We start from the raw sequence: 18,903 nt of genomic DNA on the forward strand, positions 1-18,903 counted from the left end.
GGTTCTTGTGAACGAGAGTGTTTGAGTCTATCAACCCTCGCGCAAGACTGTCAGGGGGCTGGCGTTCAGCGCGCGACGTGTGCCGAACACACCGGCACCCCCGATCAGCACCGCGCCGATCACTGGCAACACCAGCAACCACGGATGCGGATGCCAGGGCAGGTCGAAGGCGTAGCGGTAGAGCACCAGACTCACCAGTTCCGAACCCAGCGCTGCCAACAATCCGCTGACCGCCCCAAGCAAACCGAACTCGATCCGCCGGGCCTTGACCAACAATTGCCGCTCGGCCCCCAGCGCTCGCAACAAGGCACCTTGGCGAATGCGTTCATCGAGCGTCGCTTGCAAGCCTGAAAACAACACCGCCATCCCCGCCGCCAACACGAACAACAGCACGTATTCCACCGCCAGGGTGACTTGGGCGAGGATGCTGCGTAGCTGTTCGAGCAAGGCTTCGACTTGCAAGATGGTCACCGCCGGGAACGCCCGCGACAGATCCACGATCTGCTGATCATGACCGGCCGCCAGATAAAAACTGGTCAGGTAGGTCGCCGGCAGATCCTTCAGCGTGCCGGGCTGGAAGATCATGAAGAAGTTAGGCTGGAAGTTGTCCCAGTTGATCTCCCGCAGGCTGGTGACTTTCGCTTCGCGATTAACGCCGCCCACGGTAAAGACCATGTGATCGCCGAGCTTGAGCTTCAGGCTTTCGGCGACTTTGCCTTCCACCGATACGCCGGGAATCTCGTCCGGCGTCTGTTCGGCCCACCAGTTGCCCGCCGTGAGTTTGTTGCCTGCCGGTAAATCCGCCGCCCAGGTCAGGCTCAGGTCGCGCTGGATCGCTCGATCACCGGCCGAATCCTTACTGACGATTTCCTGTACCGGCTCGCCGTTGACGCTGATCAGCCGGCCAGGCACCACCGGATATAGCGGCGCCGATTGCGCCGACAGTTTGATCAGGCGATCGATGAACGCCTGTTTGTCCGCCGGTAGAATGTTAAGCGCGAAATAGTTAGGCGCATTTTTCGGCAGCTGGTTTTGCCAGGTGTCCAGCAACTCGCCACGCAGCAATGCGATCAGCGCCATGGACAGCAGAATCAAACCGAACGCCAGGGATTGTCCCGCTGCCGCCAGTGGATGACGCAGCAATTGGCCCAGCCCGAGGCGCCATGGCAAAGAGGCGCGCGCCAGCATTCGGCGCAGACTCTTCAGAAGCAGCAACAGCAAGCCGCCAAGCACCAACGCCGCGATCACACCGCCACCGAGGAGGGCGAAGGTCAATACCAGGTCCAGGCTCAGACGCCACATGATCAGCCCGAGGGCGCCCAATGCCGCGCCGTAAACCATCCAGGTGCTGGAGGGAATCGGCAGCATGTCCCGACGTAAAACCCGCAATGGCGGAACCCGACCCAGTGCAGCCAGTGGTGGCAAGGCAAAACCGGCCAACGCCACCAGTCCGGTGCCGATCCCGGCGATGGCAGGAAACAGACCGCCCGGTGGAACGTCGGTCGGTAATAAATCATGCAGCAGCGCGAACAGTCCCAGTTGCGCGAACCAGCCGATGAGGGCGCCGCTGATGCTGGCGAGCAGTCCGAGCACCGTCAGCTGCAAACTGAACAGCACCATGGTTTCCCGTCGGGACAGCCCTAGACAACGCAGCAATGCACTGGCATCGAATCGGCGGGTGGCGAAGCGCGTCGCCGACAGCGCCACCGCCACACCGGACAGCAGAACCGCTACCAGACTGGCCATGTTCAAGTAACGCTCGGCCTTGCCCAAGGCGCCGCCGATCTGTCGGTTGCCATCGCGTGCATCCTGCAAACGCTGGTTGGCGGCCAGGCCGGGTTTGATCAATTGACGATAGGTTTCCAGCGCCTCGGCTTTACCGCGCCAGAGTTCGCGGTAACTGACCCGGCTGCCGGGTTGCACCACGCCGGTCGCGGCGAGGTCGCTGAGGTTGATCAGCACCCGCGGCGTGAGGCTGTAGAAATTGCCGGCGCGGTCCGGTTCGTAGGTCAGCACTCGCGCCAGTTTGAGGGTTCGCATGCCGACATCGATGCTGTCGCCGATCTTCAAGTCCAGCGCGGTCAGCAGTCGCGCTTCGACCCAGGCTTCACCGGGTTTCGGTCCGCCACCGGGTTCTTCAGGGGCGAAGGGCGCCGGGGCACTTTTCAGTTCACCTCGCAGTGGGTAGACGTCATCGGCAGCCTTGATGCTGGACAGCTGAATGCCGTTGTCAGTGGCGATGACGCTGGAGAATTCCACCACCTGAGCGTGATCGAGCCCAAGCTCCGTGCCGCTTTTAATCTGTTCGGGCCGTGCCGGTGAACTGCCTTCAAGCAGCAGGTCGGCACCGAGAAACTCGGTGGCACGCAGCATCATGGCGCCGTTCAGGCGGGTGCCGAAGTAACCGATGGCAGTACTCGCCGCCACGGCCACCAGCAAGGCAAAGAACAAAACCCGCAACTCACCGGCGCGGGCATCGCGCAGCAGTTGGCGGATGGCAAGGCTGAACAGGCGCAACAGCGGCAGGCGTGCCATCAAGGCTCCAGAGGGGCGACCAGCAGGCCGGCTTCAAGGCGGATCAGACGCCGGCAGCGATGTGCCAGGCGTTCGTCGTGGGTCACCAGCACCAGGGTTGTGCCGCGTTCCTGGTTGAGTTCGAACAGCAGATCGCTGATGCGCTCGCCGGTGTGGCTGTCGAGGTTGCCGGTGGGTTCGTCGGCGAACAGCACGTCGGGTTCGGCGGCAAACGCACGGGCAATCGCCACGCGCTGCTGTTCGCCGCCCGAAAGCTGGCGTGGCGAATGGGTTAGCCGCTGGCCCAGGCCGACCCGTTGCAGCAGCTCGGTGGCGCGTTCACGGGCGTCTTTGCGGCCATCGAGTTCCAGCGGCAGCATCACGTTTTCCAGGGCGTTGAGACTGTCGAGCAACTGAAAGGACTGGAACACAAAACCGACATGCTCGGCCCGGATACGTGCGCGCTGGTCTTCGTCGAGATTGCTCAGGGCTTGCCCGGCGAGGGTGACGTCGCCGCTGCTCGGCAGGTCGAGGCCAGCGAGCAAGCCGAGGAGGGTGGACTTGCCGGAACCGGAGGCGCCGACAATGGCCAGGCTGTCGCCCTTGTTCAGTTCCAGGCTGAGTTCGTGCAGGATAGTCAGTTCACCTTCCGCGCTGGGAACCACTTTGCTGAGGTTCTTCGCGGTGAGAATGCTTGCGCCCATGGAGAATCCGATGCGTGTGTGGTTTTTGAGTGCTGGCCTGGCCTTGATGTGCATGGCCCAGAACGCAGCGGCGGGTACAGTCCTGATCGTTGGCGATAGTATCAGCGCGGGTTTCGGGCTGGATACCCGGTTGGGGTGGGTGTCATTGCTCGAGCAACGGCTCAAGCGCGAAGGTTTCGACGATAAGGTGGTCAATGCGTCCATCAGCGGCGACACCAGCGCCGGAGGCCAGGCGCGCCTGCCCGCGCTGCTTGCAGAGCATAAACCTGAGTTGGTCATCCTCGAGTTGGGCGGCAACGATGGCCTGCGCGGATTGCTGCCAACACAATTGCAACAAAACCTTGCGGCGATGATCGACAGCTCCCGCGCCAGTGGTGCAAAGGTGCTGCTGCTCGGCATGCAATTGCCACCCAACTACGGCGTTCGTTATACCGAGGCCTTCGCGAAGGTCTACAGCACACTGGCCGAGGAGAAAAAGATCCCGCTGGTGCCGTTTTTTCTCGACGGCGTGGGCGGTCATCCGGACTTGATGCAGTCTGACGGCTTGCACCCGGCTGCCGGGGCTCAGGGCAAGTTGCTGGAAAATGTCTGGCCTACACTGAAACCGCTGCTTTGACGCTTTTCTAGCGGCGGTGTTTCGGCTAAGGTGGCGCCCCCGATTTGGAGCCCCCGATGCCGCGTCCTGCCTGGTCACTTTTTGCCTACCAACTGATCGAGCCTGACGAACAGCTGGATCTGTTCGCCTGCCAGGAAGTGCGGGTACATCTGGTGACCCGTCAACTGGAGTTGGGCGGCTCGGCGGACCGGACCTTGTGCGGCAGCCTGTTGCCAGCACAACCGCGCTGGTCGAGCGTCGATCGCCGTGTGTTCCAGGATCAGCGCCTGTGCTCGCTGTGTCGTGCCATTCTCGAATCGCAAAAACGCGGTACATCGCCGATCTGGCCGGAACTTCGTTTCGAGCTTTAGAAGCCGATAGATTGCTTGCTATCGGTCAACTCCCCGATTTTCCAGGCGCCGGTGTACAATCTCGTTTTTATACCCTTGTCGATCATGCGAAGGATTTTCCGGATGTTGCCGCGCTTTCCTGCCGTCACCCGCTACCTGTCTCTCGCCGCCCTCTGTGTGGCGGGTCCCGTAGCAGCATCGGAGCTGCCCCTGCCACCGCCCGGTGAAGACATCATCGGTCAGGTCCAGGTGATCAAGGCCAAGTACGAAGATACCTTCGCCGACCTTGGCACCACCTACGATCTGGGCTATTCGGAAATGGTCGCGGCCAACCCTGGTGTCGATCCATGGCTGCCGGGCGCTGGCACCGAAGTGGTGCTGCCGACGCGTTTCATCCTGCCACCAGGCCCGCGTGAAGGCATCGTCATCAACCTGGCCGAGTACCGCCTCTATTACTTCCCGAAAGGCCGGAACGTGGTGTACACCTTCCCGTTGGGTATCGGCCGTGAAGGCTGGGGCTCGCCGATTGCCCATACCACCATCACCGCCAAGACGCCGAACCCGACCTGGACCCCTCCAGCGTCGATCAAGGCCGAGCACGCCGCCGATGGCGATCCACTGCCGAACGTGGTGCCGGCCGGCCCGGACAACCCGCTGGGGCCGTTCAAATTCACGCTGGGCACGCCGGGCTACCTGATCCACGGTTCGAACAAGAAGTTCGGCATCGGCATGCGCACCAGTCACGGTTGCTTCCGCATGTTCAACAACAACGTGCTGGAAATGGCGAGCATGGTGCCGGTAGGCACGTCGGTGCGCATTATCAGCGACCCGTACAAGTTCGGTGTCAGTGGCGGCAAGGTGTATCTGGAAGCGCACACGCCGCTGGACGACAAGGGCAACCCTTCTGTGGTCGACAAACACACTGCGGTGATCAACGCGATGCTCAAGCGTGAGGACATCACCAACAACCTGCGCATGAACTGGGATGTGGTCCGCGACGTGGTTGCCGCCGAAGATGGTCTGCCGGTGGAAATCGGAGTGCCGAATTCCTCGGCGGCGATGGTGACGAATGCGCCGATCGACCCGTTGCAGTAATGCTTGAAAGGAGCCCGCCGATGCTGACCGCATCGGCGGGTTTTTTATTGCCGGTACGAAATAGCGGGCAATCGGCATAGGGGACGGCCTTCATAGGCCGTTCCCCTGCCACACCACCCGGCATGCGGGTCCGCACCGGGCGGTTCGAGAGATTGAGGTCAGGAGAGACGCGGTAAACCCGTTCTGTCGAACCACGCTATATCGAGCACTCGGTTGAGTTCAAGAGCGCTATTGCGCCACCAGCAGCGAGAGCTTCCCGCCACTTTGCGAGCAGTAGCCTCACTTGCACCCAACCTGCGCAGCTCTCGATAGATCGTTGAACTACGCCGCCATTGCTTGAGCTGGATTGCTCGTAGTCGGTGTCGTATCCATTCATCTAACTCTCGCCAGATTCTGGGAGTTTGCGACAAGCCGAAATATCCCTTCCAGCCAAGCATGTAGGGCCTTAATCGGTCGACAACTTGTTGCAAGCTGCGGCCACCTGAGCGCCGGGTAAACCAGCGGATGCACTGTTTGAAGCGCTGACGCGCTTTGACCGCTACTGTCCTTTTGACGCCTTGTGGAGAAGCCCAGAACGCGTACCCCAGAAACTTGCGACCAAATACACTCGCCACCGCACTCTTGCTCTCGTTGACGCTCAAGTGCAGCTTTTCATACAGACGCTTGAGCAAGGCCATCACTCGCTGCCCGGCCTTCTTGCTGCGAACATACACATTCGCATCGTCGGCATAGCGCACGAAGCAATGACCTCGACGTTCAAGTTCCCGATCCACTTCGTCCAGCAGCACGTTCGCCAGCAACGGCGACAGCGGGCCGCCTTGCGGCGCCCCGCAGCGGCTTTTCTCGACTACGCCATTGATCTGCGTTCCCGCATCCAGATACGCCCGAATCAGCCGGATAACCGCCCGATCCGCAATCCGCTTGCGTAAACGATCAATCAAAATATCGTGATCGACCCGGTCGAAGAACTTCTCCAGATCAACATCCACCACCACTCTTCGCCCTGAAGACACATGGCGCTGAGCCGCCAAAACAGCATCCTGCGCGCAACGTCCCGGGCGAAAGCCGTAGCTGTGTTCACTGAAAGTCGGATCGAGTTCTGGTTGCAAGACTTGCAGCAACGCTTGTTGGATCAAGCGATCGGTGACCGTTGGAATTCCCAACTCGCGCTGACCGCCGTCAGGTTTGGGGATGACCACACGTCGTACCGGGCTGGGCCGGTAGACGCCTGAAAGAAGCTGTTCGCGAATCGCCGCCCACTGGCTCAGTAGATGTTCGGCGGTCTGTTCAATATCCAGACCATCGACGCCCGCTGCTCCCTTGTTGGCCTTGACCCGCTTCCATGCCCGCTTCAGGTTTTCTCTCGCAAAGGCCCGATCCAGCAGCCCTTGCCCTGCGTTGTCGGATTCATCTTGCGGGCGATTGACCTCGTCGCTGATGGGGCTTCTCACGGTTTCACCGCTCGCGTCCTCACATCCGCCCCGCGTTTGGCAGGCATCTGACTTCCGGTCGTTCGCATCAACATGGCCTATAACGCTTTCTCTCGTTCGGCCCTTCGTCAAAAAAAAAAAAAAGACTACTACGGCCTCTGCTGACTTCTCGCTCCGGCTTGCACCGTCGCCCTTTCAGGCACAAGGCGAGATCTCCCCAGGTAAGAACGCAATCCTTCACCACACAACCGCCGGATTTACGCAACCTGATCCTTGACCACAAGAGCTTCGCGGTTTTATGCCCGCTCGCCCTGATCGGCTTCGCCTTCTATCCGGTTCTTGTACATCGGCTCATGGCTTCGATCCACGCTTCCTCCCCACACTCGGTCGCCCTCATGCAGTTGCGCTTCACTTCGTTCGCTGTGGTCAGCTTACGGCGGGACTTTCACCCACAAGATTGCGCCCATGCTGGGCGCACATAAAAAAGCCGACCCAAAAAATGGGTCGGCTTGATAACAATCCCGAAGGATTATTACTTGCGGCTAGCTTTGTCCAGCATGCGCAGAGCACGCTCGTTAGCTTCGTCAGCAGTCTGTTGTGCTTTTTGAGCAGCAGCCAGAGCTTCATCGGCTTTACGGTAAGCTTCGTCTGCACGAGCCTGGGAGCGAGCTGCTGCGTCTTCAGTAGCGGTCAGACGTGCTTCGGTTTCTTTCGATACGCTGCTGCAACCGGTAGCCAGAACTGCGGCCAGAGCCAGAGCAGAGAATTTCAGAACGTTGTTCATCGTGTTCCCCTTCAAGGACTTTCTATTAAGTTAGCTGCCTCCTCAGAGTGAGGAAATAGCCGGCGTACATACTACCCATTACTTGTCGTAAGTAAACTGACGTAAAGCAAGAAGCCAAAAAAATTGTAGGCGTTGATTCTTTTTCGAGCAACTTTTAACTGCATTGTTTAAAAAATATCCAGCTGGGAGGCCCGAGCTGAGCGAGCCGCCAAAGAAAAGTTCCGCACGCTCACAGCTCTTTTCCGAGTCTTGGCTAAAGTCTGTCTAGATGGATTCGTCTACACTTTTGTTCGAATTTTGCGTGGCGCCTCTCATATCTTTCTCCATGTTCAGGTGACTTTAACAAAGGGCGCTCGTCTTAAGTCTCAACATCCGGCAATGTTCAGGCTATCGACCTTCACAGATCTTCGGTCGAGCTGTCTCTGCGTCACCCGGAGCAGCACCCGCCAACCCGCGTGATGACGAGCGTACCTTGAGCATTTCTGCCAATAGTGCCTACTATTTGATACGTGCTCGGTTGTGCGAGACTGGTGCAGCTCTTCTCGGTGTCCATTCAGGCACGGGGTGGCGTAGATGTTCCTTCGCCGGAAAAACATCGGTAAGGTAGGGGTCAGAATTTCAGACCCGCGAGGAGTAGTGATGAGCGAGGCGTTGTCCATCCACCATGACCAGGCTGGTCATCAGTTCGAGACCAATGTGGACGGTCATCGTGCCTACCTGACCTATATGGATCTGGGGAAACAGACCCTGGATATCTATCGCACCTTTGTGCCCAACGCGCTGCGTGGTCGCGGCATTGCGGCAGCCTTGACCGAGAAGGCGTTGGAGTACGCTGAAGAAATGGGTTACACCGTCATTCCATCGTGTTCTTACGTGGAACGCTACATGGAGCGCCACCAGCGGCATGCCGCCAAGCTGAGCCAGTAACTTTTAAAGAATCGAACGCAAAAAAAACGCCGGGTTAAGCCCGGCGTTTTTTTGTGCGGTGAAAAGTGATCAGCTGCGATCGCGTTTCGGCAGCACGTCCTTGAGCTTGGCATGCATGCTGCGCAAGGTGTTTTCGGTGGCGGTCCAGTCGATGCAGGCATCGGTGATCGACACGCCGTATTGCAGGTCGGCGAGGTCTTTCGGGATCGCCTGGCAGCCCCAGTTCAAGTGACTTTCGACCATCAGGCCGATGATCGACTGGTTGCCTTCGAGGATCTGGTTGGCGACGTTTTCCATCACCAGCGGTTGCAGGGCCGGGTCCTTGTTGGAGTTGGCGTGGCTGCAATCGACCATGATGTTCGGCTTGATCTTCGCTTTGTTCAGCGCTTGCTCGCAGAGCGCGACGCTGACCGAATCGTAGTTCGGCTTGCCGTTGCCACCGCGCAGTACCACGTGACCGTAGGCATTGCCCTTGGTGGTGACGATCGACACGCCACCTTCCTGGTTGATACCCAGGAAGCGATGAGGGCTGGAAACCGATTGCAGGGCGTTGATAGCGACCGTCAGGCCGCCGTCGGTGCCGTTCTTGAAGCCGACTGCCGAGGACAGGCCGGAGGCCATTTCACGGTGAGTCTGGGATTCGGTGGTGCGCGCACCGATGGCCGACCAGCTGATCAGGTCCTGCAAGTACTGCGGGGAGATCGGGTCGAGGGCTTCCGTTGCGGTCGGCAGGCCCATCTCGGCCAGGTCCAGCAGCAACTGGCGGCCGATGTGCAGACCATCCTGAATCTTGAACGAGTCGTCCAGGTACGGATCGTTGATCAAGCCTTTCCAGCCGACGGTGGTGCGTGGCTTCTCGAAATACACGCGCATGACCAGATACAGGGTATCGGACACTTCGGCCGCCAGCGCCTTCAGGCGCTCGGCGTATTCGTGGGCGGCCTTGATGTCGTGGATCGAGCAAGGCCCGATGACAACAAACAGGCGGTGGTCGGTGCCATCAAGAATGTTGCGAATGACTTCGCGGCCCTTGGTGACGGTGCGCAGGGCCGCGTCGCTCAGAGGGATATCACGCTTGAGCTGATCGGGAGTGATCAGCGTCTCGTTGGAGGCGACGTTTAGGTCGTTGATCGGTAAATCAGCCATCGTTTACTCGTCAGGTCACGGGTGCCGGCCGCCAGCGAACCCGCGCGGCGGAGCACAGCAAATTAAGCGCGTCGGGGAGCAGAACCTTAGCGCGTTACACCGTGGCTCGACAATGGGCAGACACCGGTTTAAGGGGCATTCTCAATTAGTTTCCTGCCGGGAAACGAATTGAGAACGCCCCCTAATCCAGCACAACCTGTGCAAATGCCTTGCGAACCGTGTCGTGAGAGAACTCGTCGGCATGCTCCTGGACCCATTCGAGGGCCAGTGCCTGAGTTTCCTGCAGATCGTCATGCGCGTCATGCAGGCGGCAGTAACGTTCGATCTGGCACACCTGCTCGCCCATTCGGGCACTGAACATCATCTGCTCGTCAACAAAGGCAATGCCAACCAGATAGCCGCGCTTGCGTCGCAGGCACCAGGCCACATAGCCCAGAAAGCGCAAGTCGGGGTTCAAGGTCGGCATGCGCACTTCCAGCGCCGTACCGTGGCGCCACGCCCGGTGATAATTGCAAGCCATGCCCCCGAGGCTGATAGTGTGCAGCTGTTGTCGTGAAATACACTCAGGTTTTAGCAACGTTAACTCGACGGGCACATCGTCAGGATGAGGAATAAAACGTCCCATGAGCACGGACTCCATGTGTCGGCCATCTGACATTGTTCCACCCAGTATAGTGGTCGAATTGGAACTGACTGATTTCGACGCCGACCAACGGCTGCTGGCGATGAGCGGTGTGTCGCTGGTTATTTTCACCAGTGTCGGCTGCGCCAGTTGCCGTTTTGCCCATGAGCAATTGCCACGACTCGATCTGAACGTTGATCGACTGTGCTGGATTGATGCGGGGAACAATGGCGGCGTGGTCGAGCGTTATCAGGTCTTTTACTTGCCGGCGCTGTTTGTGGTGCGCGACGGTGAATTCTTCGGGGCACTAAAATCGCGCCTGACCCGCACCGAGCTCAATGAAGCCGTGGGTCAGGCGCTGAGTCGACTTGCAGAGGAGTTGCCATGATGGGGGCAGTGACCAAACCGACAATCGGTATTATCGGAACCGGCGCGATCGGCGGTTTCTACGGGTTGATGCTGGCGCGTGCCGGCTTCGATGTGCATTTTCTGTTGCGCAGTGAGTTTTCAGCGGTGGCCGAGCGTGGGTTGCAGCTCGACAGTGCGACGCATGGTGCGCTGACGTTGAATCCGGTTCAGGCGTATTCGACGGCCGAAGACATGCCGCCTTGTGACTGGTTATTGGTGGGCGCAAAAACCACCAGTAACGCGCAGCTGGCGCCGGCCATCATTCAAGCGGCTGCGCCCGGTGCCAAAGTGCTGCTGTTGCAAAATGGCCTGGACGTCGAAGACAGTCTGCGTGAGTGGCTCCCCGATTCGCTGCATGTGCTCGGTGGGCTCTGCTATATCTGCGTCCATCGCGAAGGACCAGGCATCATCACCCATCAGGCGCTCGGTGCGGTGAATGTTGGCTACCACAGCGGTCCTGCAGCCGATGAGCAGGCGCGCATGGCGATTGTCGAGGAGGGCGCCGGGCTGTTCCGCACCGCCGGTATCGACTCCCAGGCCATGGCGAATCTGCATCAGGCACGCTGGCAAAAACTGGTCTGGAATATCCCCTACAACGGCCTGTCGGTGCTGCTCGGGGCGAGCACAACGCCGTTGATGGCCGATGCCGACAGCCGGGAATTGATCAGGGCACTGATGGCCGAAGTGGTTCAAGGCGCAATCGCCTGCGGTCACGACGTACCGCCTGGATATGCCGACCATCTGTTCATGGCGACCGAGAAGATGCCCGACTATTGGCCGAGCATGTACCACGATTTTCTGCACAAGCGGACGCTTGAACTGGACGCGATTTACGCCCGGCCACTGACAGCCGCCAAGGCAGCAGGGTGTGAGTTGCCGCGAATCGAAGCCTTGTATCGCAGTTTGAGTTTTATCGATCGACGTAACACTTGAGTCGATCAACCTTGGGGAGAAGGGCATGGCAAAAACGATCGACGACAAACTGGTGCTGGCGATTTCTTCGCGCGCGCTGTTTGACCTGAGCGAAAGCCACAAGGTCTATCTGTCGAGCGGTGTCGAAGCCTATCGGCAATATCAGATCGAACACGAAGACGAAATCCTTGAGCCCGGTGATGCATTCCCGTTGGTGCAGAAACTCCTCAACCTCAATACCAGTCTGGGCCGCGCCCGGGTCGAGGTGATCCTGGTGTCGCGCAACAGTGCCGACACCGGCCTGCGGGTTTTCAATTCGATCCACCACTATGGCCTGGCGATTTCCCGCGCGGCGTTTGTCGGCGGGCGCAGTCCTTATCCGTACCTCAAGGCGTTTGGCTGCGACCTGTTTCTTTCGACGCATGCCGAAGACGTGCGCAGTGCACTGGATGCCGGGTTCGCCGCAGCGACCATTCTGTCGGGTGGCGCCAGTCGTGCCGCCAGTGATGAATTGCGCATTGCCTTCGATGGTGACGCGGTGCTGTTTTCCGACGAATCGGAGCGGGTCTATCAGTCCGGTGGTCTGGAAGCGTTTCAGGCCAGCGAGCGTGAAGCCGCCCGCGAGCCTTTGCGCGGTGGGCCGTTCAAAGGCTTCCTCGCAGCCCTCAATCTGTTGCAGCGTGAGTTCCCGGAAGACGCCTGTCCGATCCGCACCGCGCTGGTGACCGCGCGATCGGCGCCGGCCCATGAACGAGTGATCCGTACCTTGCGCGAATGGGATATTCGTCTGGACGAGTCGCTGTTTCTCGGCGGCCTGACCAAGTCGGCGTTTCTCGAAGCCTTTGCCGCCGACGTGTTTTTCGACGATCAGGCCGGTCATTGCGAGTTGGCCCGTGAGGTGGTCGCCACCGGGCACGTGCCGCACGGCATAAGCAACGAGCAAAAGGTTTAAGCCCACGGTTCAACGCGTTACGCGGGACGTCGTACTCGCCAAGGCACTGCTAAGCTGAATCAATCTCCGCCATGTTGGCACTCGAGGAGGTCATATGATTCATTCGATGCTGTACGCCACTGACCTCGGCCTGTACGCACCTTTGGTGATGCAGCATGCCTTGGCGCTGGCACGAACATTCAATGCCGACCTCTACGTGGTGCACGCCGTTGAACCGATGGGGCTGTTTGCCGAGTCGGTGCTTCAGAGTTACCTCGATGAGCAGGCGTTGAATGAGTTTCACAGCCAAGGCTTGAACACGGTGATTGCCAATATCGAGCAGCGGGTACTCGACAGCTTTCGTGAAGAATTGGGGGATGAAGGGTCGCAGGACCTGGAGCGGATCAAAGCAGTACGGGTGCTTCAGGGCGATCCGTCACAGGTGATTCTCGACCAGGCGCAGAAACTCTCCGTGGATTTGTTGATCGTAGGTAGTCATAGCCATGGTGCTGGTGCGGAAACGCCTTTGGGCCGGACTGCAGCGCGGGTGTTGCAACTGTCTCGGGTACCGGTCTATCTGGTGCCGCTGGTGGAACGTCGTCGCCAAGGGGATCGTTAGTGTCCTGTCTCGCGTATTCACGAGGCAGGACACCAGAACACGAATAGTGGCAGCTTGATAAAAAAGTTCTAGATTTATTCTTCAAACCATTAATATAGTTATATACCGTCGCTGATGCCCGTGGCGTCTACCTGCTTTGAGGGATTCATATGAAGCTTCAACAATTGCGCTACATCTGGGAAGTGGCGCACCACGACCTCAACGTTTCCGCTACAGCCCAAAGCCTTTACACGTCGCAACCGGGCATCAGTAAGCAGATCCGTCTGCTGGAAGACGAATTGGGGGTCGAGGTTTTCGCTCGCAGCGGCAAGCACCTGACCCGCGTCACCCCGGCCGGCGAGCGAATTATCACCACCGCCGGTGAGATCCTGCGCAAGGTTGAAAGCATCAAGCAGATCGCCCAGGAATTCTCCAACGAGAAGAAAGGCACCCTGTCGATCGCCACCACGCACACCCAGGCGCGTTATGCGTTGCCACCGGTGATCAGCAATTTCATCAAGCAATACCCGGACGTTGCCCTGCATATGCACCAGGGTTCGCCAATGCAGATCGCCGAAATGGCCGCTGACGGCACCGTGGATTTCGCCATTGCCACCGAAGCGCTGGAGTTGTTCGGTGATCTGGTGATGATGCCGTGCTATCGCTGGAACCGCTGCGTGGTTGTGCCTCAGGGCCACCCGCTGACCAAGCTGTCGAAGTTGACCCTCGAAGCCCTGGCTGAATACCCGATTGTGACGTACGTGTTCGGTTTCACCGGCCGTTCGAAACTCGACGAAGCCTTCAGCCATCGCGGCCTGACGCCGAAAGTGGTGTTCACCGCCGCCGACGCCGACGTGATCAAGACTTACGTTCGTCTGGGCCTGGGCGTGGGCATCGTGGCGAAAATGGCGGTCGATGCCAAACTCGACAGCGACCTGGTCATGCTTGATGCCAGCGATTTGTTCGAATCCAGCATTACTAAAATCGGTTTCCGTCGCGGTACGTTCCTGCGTGGCTTCATGTGCGACTTCATCGAGAAGTTCGCCCCGCACCTGACCCGCGAAGTCATGGCCAAGGCCATCCAGTGCCACAACAAGCAGGAACTGGAAGAACTGTTCGACGGCGTCGAACTGCCGGTGCATTAATCTCCCGCTTTAAACCACCTCGGTAACAGAGAACTGTTGCCGAGCGCCCGCCACCCGAATCTCCACCTCGTCCCCTTCGAACTTGCCCAGCAGGCTTTTGCCCAGCGGTGAGCGCGGGGTGATGACGGTAATCCATTGCCCCACCAGGTCGACCTTCAAGCCCGCCGCGTCGGGGGCCAGAAACAGCCATTGCTCACGACCCTTTTCGTCTTCCAGGCCGAGCAGGGCACCGACTTCGATGCCGCGCTGATCGTCGTAGGGACGCAGCGTAAGGTTCTGGCAAAGCGTCAGTGACTGCCTGATTTCTTCCACCCGTTTGGCTTGCCCGGCTGCCAGATAAGACGCCTCCAGACCCAGCGTGTCGTACTTGTTCTCGGCGATGTTTTCTTCGTGGGTCGCGGTTTCGTAAGCGGTTTGTGCGGCACGCTCGGCGATGTCGAGGTCGATCCGCAGCTTGTCGAGAATCAGTTGGTGGACGGTCGGCTTGTGCATAGAGAGCTTCATGATCAATCGCAAAATTGCTGGACGTTGGCGCGGCTTTTTTCGCTCGGTGCAGTCTGGTCCTGTTGCAACCAGAACTGGCATTTGGGGTTCGACAGATTACGGTTGTTGCTGCGGGCCTGATCAAGCCTTTGTTGCTGCTCGTTCTTGCGCAGGTTCTCTTCGTACTGTTCGAACAACGGGCTCTGAGGCGGAATGTCCGGCACCGGTTGCACCACCACCGGTGGTTTGGCCAGTTGCTCGACCGCTGCCGCCACAGGCGCCAGCTGCTCGCTGAACAACAGTCGAGAGGCGAGCCAGCACGTCAGCGCGATCGCGATAAACCCCAGCCACACACCCAGGGCAATGCTGCCGGTCAGTTGCAAGACGTTGAGCTGGATCGGCAACGGGCGGCGCGGGTTGGGACGGTAGGGCATGGCTGCCTCCTGGCGGGTGGTCGCGGGCGAGTGGCGATTGTCGCATGAAGATTAATCGCCGTCGGCTCTTCTGCACGGGGTAATTTATGAGGACAATCGGCGCCTTTGCCAACGGGAGCCTGGAATGCCTCAAGTAAAAAACTGCTGGCGCTGGGATATTTTTTGCACCGTGGTCGACAACTTTGGTGACATCGGCGTGACCTGGCGTCTGGCCCGACAACTGGTGGCCGAACATTCGGTGACGGTGCGTTTGTGGGTCGATGATCTGCGAGCCTTTGAGCGTTTGTGTCCGGAAATCGACGTTAACGCCTCACAGCAATGGCAGCAGGGCGTCGAAGTGCGCCAGTGGACGGCCGACTGGCTGCCCACTGACGCCGCTGATGTGGTGATCGCCGCGTTCGCCTGCCAATTGCCGAGTGCTTACATGGACGTCATGGCCGAACGGGGAAAACCGCCGCTGTGGATGAATCTCGACTATCTGAGTGCCGAGGACTGGATCGTCGGCTGCCACGGCTTGCCGTCGGTGAAATACAAGAGCGTACAAAAAATCTTTTTCTTCCCGGGGTTCCAGAAGGGCACGGGTGGCTTGCTGCGTGAAAGTGGATTGCTGGAGCGTCGTCAGCAGTTTCAGCAAAGCCCCGAGGCTCAGCGAGAATTCCTGCAAGGTTTAGGGATTGATCGCGCGCAAGGTGCGCAGTTGATCTCGCTGTTTGCCTACGAAAATACTGGGCTGGCCAGTTGGCTCGATGCAATGGCTGCCGACTCGACGCCCACTCATCTGCTGGTGCCCGAAGGCAGGATTCTTGGGGATGTCGAACGTTGGCTCGGTGTGGACTGTCTGGTGGCCGGCGCGGTGCATGTGCGCGGTGAATTGACCGTGCAAGTGCTGCCGTTCGTCCGACAGGATCAATACGATCACCTGCTCTGGTGCTGCGATTTCAATGCCGTGCGCGGTGAAGATTCCTTTGTCCGCGCCCAATGGGCGGGCCGGCCGCTGCTCTGGCACATCTATCAGCAGGACGAAGACATCCATCTGGACAAGCTCGACGCCTTCCTCGCTCTGTACACCAACGGCCTGTCCGAGCCTGCCCGCGAGGCGATCAGCGGTCTTTGGCGGGCGTGGAATGCGGGTGACAATATGACCGGGCACTGGCAATCGACCCGAAAACACTGGCCAGAACTGCAAAAACACGCCGAAGCGTGGTGTCTGGAACAGGCTTTGCAGGCGGATCTTGCCGCAGCGCTGGTACAGTTTTATGTAAATTGGATATGATACGCGGCCTAGATTTTTGTAAATCCCATCCAAATTCGGATATTCGCAATGAAAACTGGTAAAGAACTGAAACCCGGTACCGTGATCCGTCTCGAAAACGATCCTTGGCTGGTTCAGAAAGCTGAATTCACCAAGTCTGGTCGTAACAGCGCGATCATGAAGACCAAGCTGAAAAACCTGCTGACCGGTTACAAGACCGAGATCGTTTACAGCGCCGACGACAAACTGGACGACGTAATCCTCGACCGCAAAGAAGCGACCCTGTCCTTCATCAGCGGCGACACCTACACGTTCATGGACACCACCGACTACACCATGTACGAACTGAACGCTGAAGACATCGAAGCCGTTCTGCCTTTCGTTGAAGAAGGCATGACCGATGTTTGCGAAGCGATCTTCTTCGAAGAGCGTCTGGTTTCCGTAGAACTGCCGACCACCATCGTGCGTCAGGTTGACTACACCGAAGGTTCCGCTCGCGGTGACACTTCCGGCAAGGTGATGAAGCCTGCCAAACTGAAGAACGGTACCGAACTGTCGGTTGCTGACTTCATCGAAATCGGCGACATGATCGAGATCGATACCCGCGAAGGCGGTTCCTACAAAGGCCGTGCTAAATAAGCACCGCTTCAGGAATGAAAAAGCCCGACCATTGAGTCGGGCTTTTTTGTGGCCGAAGATCAAGATCAAAAGATCGCAGCCTCGTTCCACTCGACAGCTCCTACAGGGGAATACAAAACCCATGTAGGAGCTGTCGAGTGAAACGAGGCTGCGAGCTTTTTGCTTTATTTCAGGTGTTGCTTGAGCTCTTCGGACGCCTGCAGCATCGCCGAACGCACGGCTGGCACCTGGCTCACCACGTTAAGCAAACCGTAGTCGTGGATCATGCCGTTGTAGCGCACTGCGGTGACCGGCACGCCGGCCTCGTCGAGTTTGCGGGCGTAGGCTTCGCCCTCATCGCGCAACACGTCGGCGCCGGCGGTCTGCACCAGGGCAGGTGGCAGGCCCTTGAGTTGCGCGGTGGTTGCCCGCAACGGCGAGGCATAGATCTCGTTACGCTGTTTGGCATCGGTGGTGTAGTTGTCCCAGAACCACTTCATCATGTTTTTGGTGAGGAAGTGCCCCTCGGCAAACTGGTTGTAGGACGCCGTTTCGAAGCTGGCGTCAGTCACCGGCCACAGTAGCACCTGGAACTTGATCGCCGGTGTGCCCTTGTCTTTGGCCATCAGCGCAACCACTGCCGCCATGTTGCCACCGACACTGTTGCCGGCCACGGCCAGACGTTTACCGTCGACGTTGATCTCTTTACCGTGCTCGGCCACCCACTGGGTCGCGGCGTACGCCTGGTTGATCGCGACCGGGTAATGCGCTTCTGGCGAGGGGGTGTAATTGACGAACACCGCCGCCGCCCCCGAACCCGTTACCAAATCCCGAACAAGACGTTCGTGGGTCGGGAAATCCCCCAGCACCCAGCCACCGCCGTGGAAGAACATGAACACTGGCAGCGGACCTTTGACCCCGGCTGGCCGGACGATGGTCAGGTTCAGCGGTTGGCCGTCGACTTGAATGGTCTTCTGGCTGACATCGGCTTTTGGCAGCGTCAGTTTCACCCCGGCCTGCGCGCCAACCAGCACGGCGCGGGCATCGGCAGGGGTGAGTTGTTCCATCGGTTTGCCGGTGCCGGCATTCACAGCGTCGAGGAACGCCAGGGTGTTGTGTTCAACACCATCACCTGCGAACGCGCTGTGGATGGACAGGGCGAGAAGGGTACCGGTCAAGACTTTGCTGAAAGTGCTCATGTTCGTTTCCTGGTTCGGGCCTTGGAGTCAGCGGTTAGACGGCAACGTGCAGGCGCACATCGACATTGCCACGGGTGGCGTTGGAGTACGGGCAGACCTGGTGGGCAGCGTCGACCAGGCTTTGCGCATCGGCTTGTTCAAGACCCGGCAGGCTGATGTGCAGGTCGATATCCAGACCGAACCCCCCAGGAATCTGGCCGATGCCGACATGGGCGGTGATCGAGGCGTCGTTCGGGATGGTGCGTTTGGTCTGGCTGGCGACGAATTTCAGCGCGCCGATGAAGCAGGCGGAATAACCGGCGGCGAACAGTTGCTCAGGGTTGGTCGCTGCACCGCCAGCACCACCGAGTTCCTTGGGCGTGGCGAGTTTGACGTCGAGGATGTTGTCGCTGGAAACCGCGCGACCGTCACGGCCGCCAGTGGAGGTTGCGATTGCGGTGTAGAGAGTTTGCATGGTGTGAGCCTCGTTCGGGTTTGGGTGTTTTTGCGCTAAATATTTGCGCGCTAAATAAGTGCGAAGTGAATGTATCGCGCAAATATTTAGTGCGCAAGATAAATTTTTGAAAAAGTCGGGCGTGGGTTCCGGCGGGTAAATTGGAAGTGTTGAACTAGAGCTGCTGAGGTGGGATTTTCGGCGCAGATTTTTTTGAGGAGGGAGGAAGACGAAAGGCGCGACCCAAACAAATGTGGGAGCGAGCCTGCTCGCGAAGGCGGTCTGTCAGTCAACATCCATGCTGAATGTCACACCGCCTTCGC

General features: G+C 58.9%; 21 protein-coding genes. 11 read left to right on the forward strand and 10 right to left on the reverse strand.

Going from position 1 to position 18,903, the window contains the following annotated elements; translation table 11 throughout:
• Positions 1-30: 30 nt before the first annotated feature.
• Positions 31-2,535 (reverse strand): ABC transporter permease, encoded by a 2,505-nt coding sequence (locus tag ACYZTW_RS10475; protein ID WP_462004792.1) that lies wholly within the window; start codon positions 2,533-2,535, stop codon positions 31-33.
• Entirely contained in the window at positions 2,535-3,218 is a 684-nt protein-coding gene (locus ACYZTW_RS10480; RefSeq protein ID WP_033057202.1) for an ABC transporter ATP-binding protein, read from the reverse strand. Before ACYZTW_RS10480 ends, ACYZTW_RS10475 begins: the two co-directional genes overlap by 1 nt.
• A gap of 10 nt (positions 3,219-3,228) precedes the next feature.
• Between ACYZTW_RS10480 and ACYZTW_RS10485 the strand changes: the two genes are divergently transcribed.
• The 3 genes from ACYZTW_RS10485 to ACYZTW_RS10495 all read left to right on the forward strand — a co-directional run bounded on the left by ACYZTW_RS10485 (position 3,229) and on the right by ACYZTW_RS10495 (position 5,258).
• Entirely contained in the window at positions 3,229-3,834 is a 606-nt protein-coding gene (locus ACYZTW_RS10485) for an arylesterase (protein WP_111449037.1), read from the forward strand.
• A gap of 56 nt (positions 3,835-3,890) precedes the next feature.
• Positions 3,891-4,184 carry a hypothetical protein gene (locus ACYZTW_RS10490; RefSeq protein WP_003226812.1) on the forward strand — a complete coding sequence of 98 codons (294 nt, stop codon included), beginning with the start codon at positions 3,891-3,893 and terminating at the stop codon, positions 4,182-4,184.
• A gap of 102 nt (positions 4,185-4,286) precedes the next feature.
• A complete protein-coding gene (locus ACYZTW_RS10495) occupies positions 4,287-5,258 on the forward strand; it encodes a L,D-transpeptidase family protein (protein WP_462004793.1) in 972 nt (323 codons plus the stop codon).
• Between the two features lie 158 nt (positions 5,259-5,416).
• On the opposite strand, the gene ltrA is transcribed toward ACYZTW_RS10495, so the two are convergent.
• Together ltrA and oprI are read right to left on the reverse strand one after the other, a co-directional pair.
• Positions 5,417-6,709 carry a group II intron reverse transcriptase/maturase gene (gene ltrA / locus ACYZTW_RS10500; RefSeq protein WP_462001131.1) on the reverse strand — a complete coding sequence of 431 codons (1,293 nt, stop codon included), beginning with the start codon at positions 6,707-6,709 and terminating at the stop codon, positions 5,417-5,419.
• 511 nt (positions 6,710-7,220) lie between these two features.
• Positions 7,221-7,472 carry an outer membrane lipoprotei OprI gene (oprI, locus tag ACYZTW_RS10505; protein ID WP_002553018.1) on the reverse strand — a complete coding sequence of 84 codons (252 nt, stop codon included), beginning with the start codon at positions 7,470-7,472 and terminating at the stop codon, positions 7,221-7,223.
• Positions 7,473-8,111: 639 nt separating this feature from the next.
• Here oprI and ACYZTW_RS10510 point away from each other — a divergent pair.
• Positions 8,112-8,399 carry a GNAT family N-acetyltransferase gene (locus tag ACYZTW_RS10510; protein ID WP_008057026.1) on the forward strand — a complete coding sequence of 96 codons (288 nt, stop codon included), beginning with the start codon at positions 8,112-8,114 and terminating at the stop codon, positions 8,397-8,399.
• Positions 8,400-8,468: 69 nt separating this feature from the next.
• On the opposite strand, the gene ACYZTW_RS10515 is transcribed toward ACYZTW_RS10510, so the two are convergent.
• Positions 8,469-9,545 carry a 3-deoxy-7-phosphoheptulonate synthase gene (locus ACYZTW_RS10515; RefSeq protein WP_007899930.1) on the reverse strand — a complete coding sequence of 359 codons (1,077 nt, stop codon included), beginning with the start codon at positions 9,543-9,545 and terminating at the stop codon, positions 8,469-8,471.
• Between the two features lie 181 nt (positions 9,546-9,726).
• Positions 9,727-10,170 carry a PilZ domain-containing protein gene (locus ACYZTW_RS10520; RefSeq protein ID WP_462004794.1) on the reverse strand — a complete coding sequence of 148 codons (444 nt, stop codon included), beginning with the start codon at positions 10,168-10,170 and terminating at the stop codon, positions 9,727-9,729.
• Here ACYZTW_RS10520 and ACYZTW_RS10525 point away from each other — a divergent pair.
• From ACYZTW_RS10525 to cysB, 5 genes are all read left to right on the forward strand, one after another.
• Entirely contained in the window at positions 10,169-10,555 is a 387-nt protein-coding gene (locus ACYZTW_RS10525) for a thioredoxin family protein (RefSeq protein WP_462004795.1), read from the forward strand. The genes ACYZTW_RS10520 and ACYZTW_RS10525 overlap by 2 nt on opposite strands.
• Entirely contained in the window at positions 10,552-11,508 is a 957-nt protein-coding gene (locus tag ACYZTW_RS10530; protein ID WP_462004796.1) for a putative 2-dehydropantoate 2-reductase, read from the forward strand. The genes ACYZTW_RS10525 and ACYZTW_RS10530 overlap by 4 nt, the downstream gene beginning before the upstream one ends.
• Before the next feature lie 25 nt (positions 11,509-11,533).
• The gene (locus ACYZTW_RS10535) at positions 11,534-12,439 is read left to right on the forward strand and encodes a 5'-nucleotidase (protein ID WP_008148545.1); all 906 of its coding nucleotides are present in this window, start codon (positions 11,534-11,536) and stop codon (positions 12,437-12,439) included.
• Between the two features lie 94 nt (positions 12,440-12,533).
• On the forward strand, positions 12,534-13,037 hold the full coding sequence (locus ACYZTW_RS10540; RefSeq protein WP_129436980.1) for a universal stress protein: 504 nt from the start codon (positions 12,534-12,536) through the stop codon (positions 13,035-13,037).
• Between the two features lie 149 nt (positions 13,038-13,186).
• Complete coding sequence (gene cysB, locus ACYZTW_RS10545; protein ID WP_008148549.1) at positions 13,187-14,161, forward strand: HTH-type transcriptional regulator CysB; 975 nt, start codon at positions 13,187-13,189, stop codon at positions 14,159-14,161.
• Between the two features lie 9 nt (positions 14,162-14,170).
• On the opposite strand, the gene ACYZTW_RS10550 is transcribed toward cysB, so the two are convergent.
• Positions 14,171-14,653, reverse strand: coding sequence for a GreA/GreB family elongation factor (locus tag ACYZTW_RS10550; protein ID WP_462004797.1), 483 nt, complete (start codon positions 14,651-14,653; stop codon positions 14,171-14,173).
• A 14-nt stretch (positions 14,654-14,667) separates the two neighbouring features.
• The gene (locus ACYZTW_RS10555; RefSeq protein WP_462004798.1) at positions 14,668-15,078 is read right to left on the reverse strand and encodes a hypothetical protein; all 411 of its coding nucleotides are present in this window, start codon (positions 15,076-15,078) and stop codon (positions 14,668-14,670) included.
• Between the two features lie 124 nt (positions 15,079-15,202).
• Here ACYZTW_RS10555 and earP point away from each other — a divergent pair, with 124 nt between their 5' ends.
• Both earP and ACYZTW_RS10565 read left to right on the forward strand, forming a co-directional pair.
• Positions 15,203-16,351 carry an elongation factor P maturation arginine rhamnosyltransferase EarP gene (gene earP, locus ACYZTW_RS10560; protein ID WP_462004799.1) on the forward strand — a complete coding sequence of 383 codons (1,149 nt, stop codon included), beginning with the start codon at positions 15,203-15,205 and terminating at the stop codon, positions 16,349-16,351.
• A gap of 48 nt (positions 16,352-16,399) precedes the next feature.
• Complete coding sequence (locus ACYZTW_RS10565) at positions 16,400-16,969, forward strand: elongation factor P (protein WP_007943632.1); 570 nt, start codon at positions 16,400-16,402, stop codon at positions 16,967-16,969.
• 164 nt (positions 16,970-17,133) lie between these two features.
• Here ACYZTW_RS10565 and ACYZTW_RS10570 read toward each other — a convergent pair whose 3' ends face one another.
• Positions 17,134-18,147, reverse strand: coding sequence for an alpha/beta hydrolase (locus ACYZTW_RS10570; protein WP_462004800.1), 1,014 nt, complete (start codon positions 18,145-18,147; stop codon positions 17,134-17,136).
• 34 nt (positions 18,148-18,181) lie between these two features.
• Positions 18,182-18,601 (reverse strand): organic hydroperoxide resistance protein, encoded by a 420-nt coding sequence (locus ACYZTW_RS10575; RefSeq protein WP_129436975.1) that lies wholly within the window; start codon positions 18,599-18,601, stop codon positions 18,182-18,184.
• Positions 18,602-18,903 lie beyond the last annotated feature (302 nt).

Source organism: Pseudomonas sp. LB3P25 (assembly GCF_054897985.1).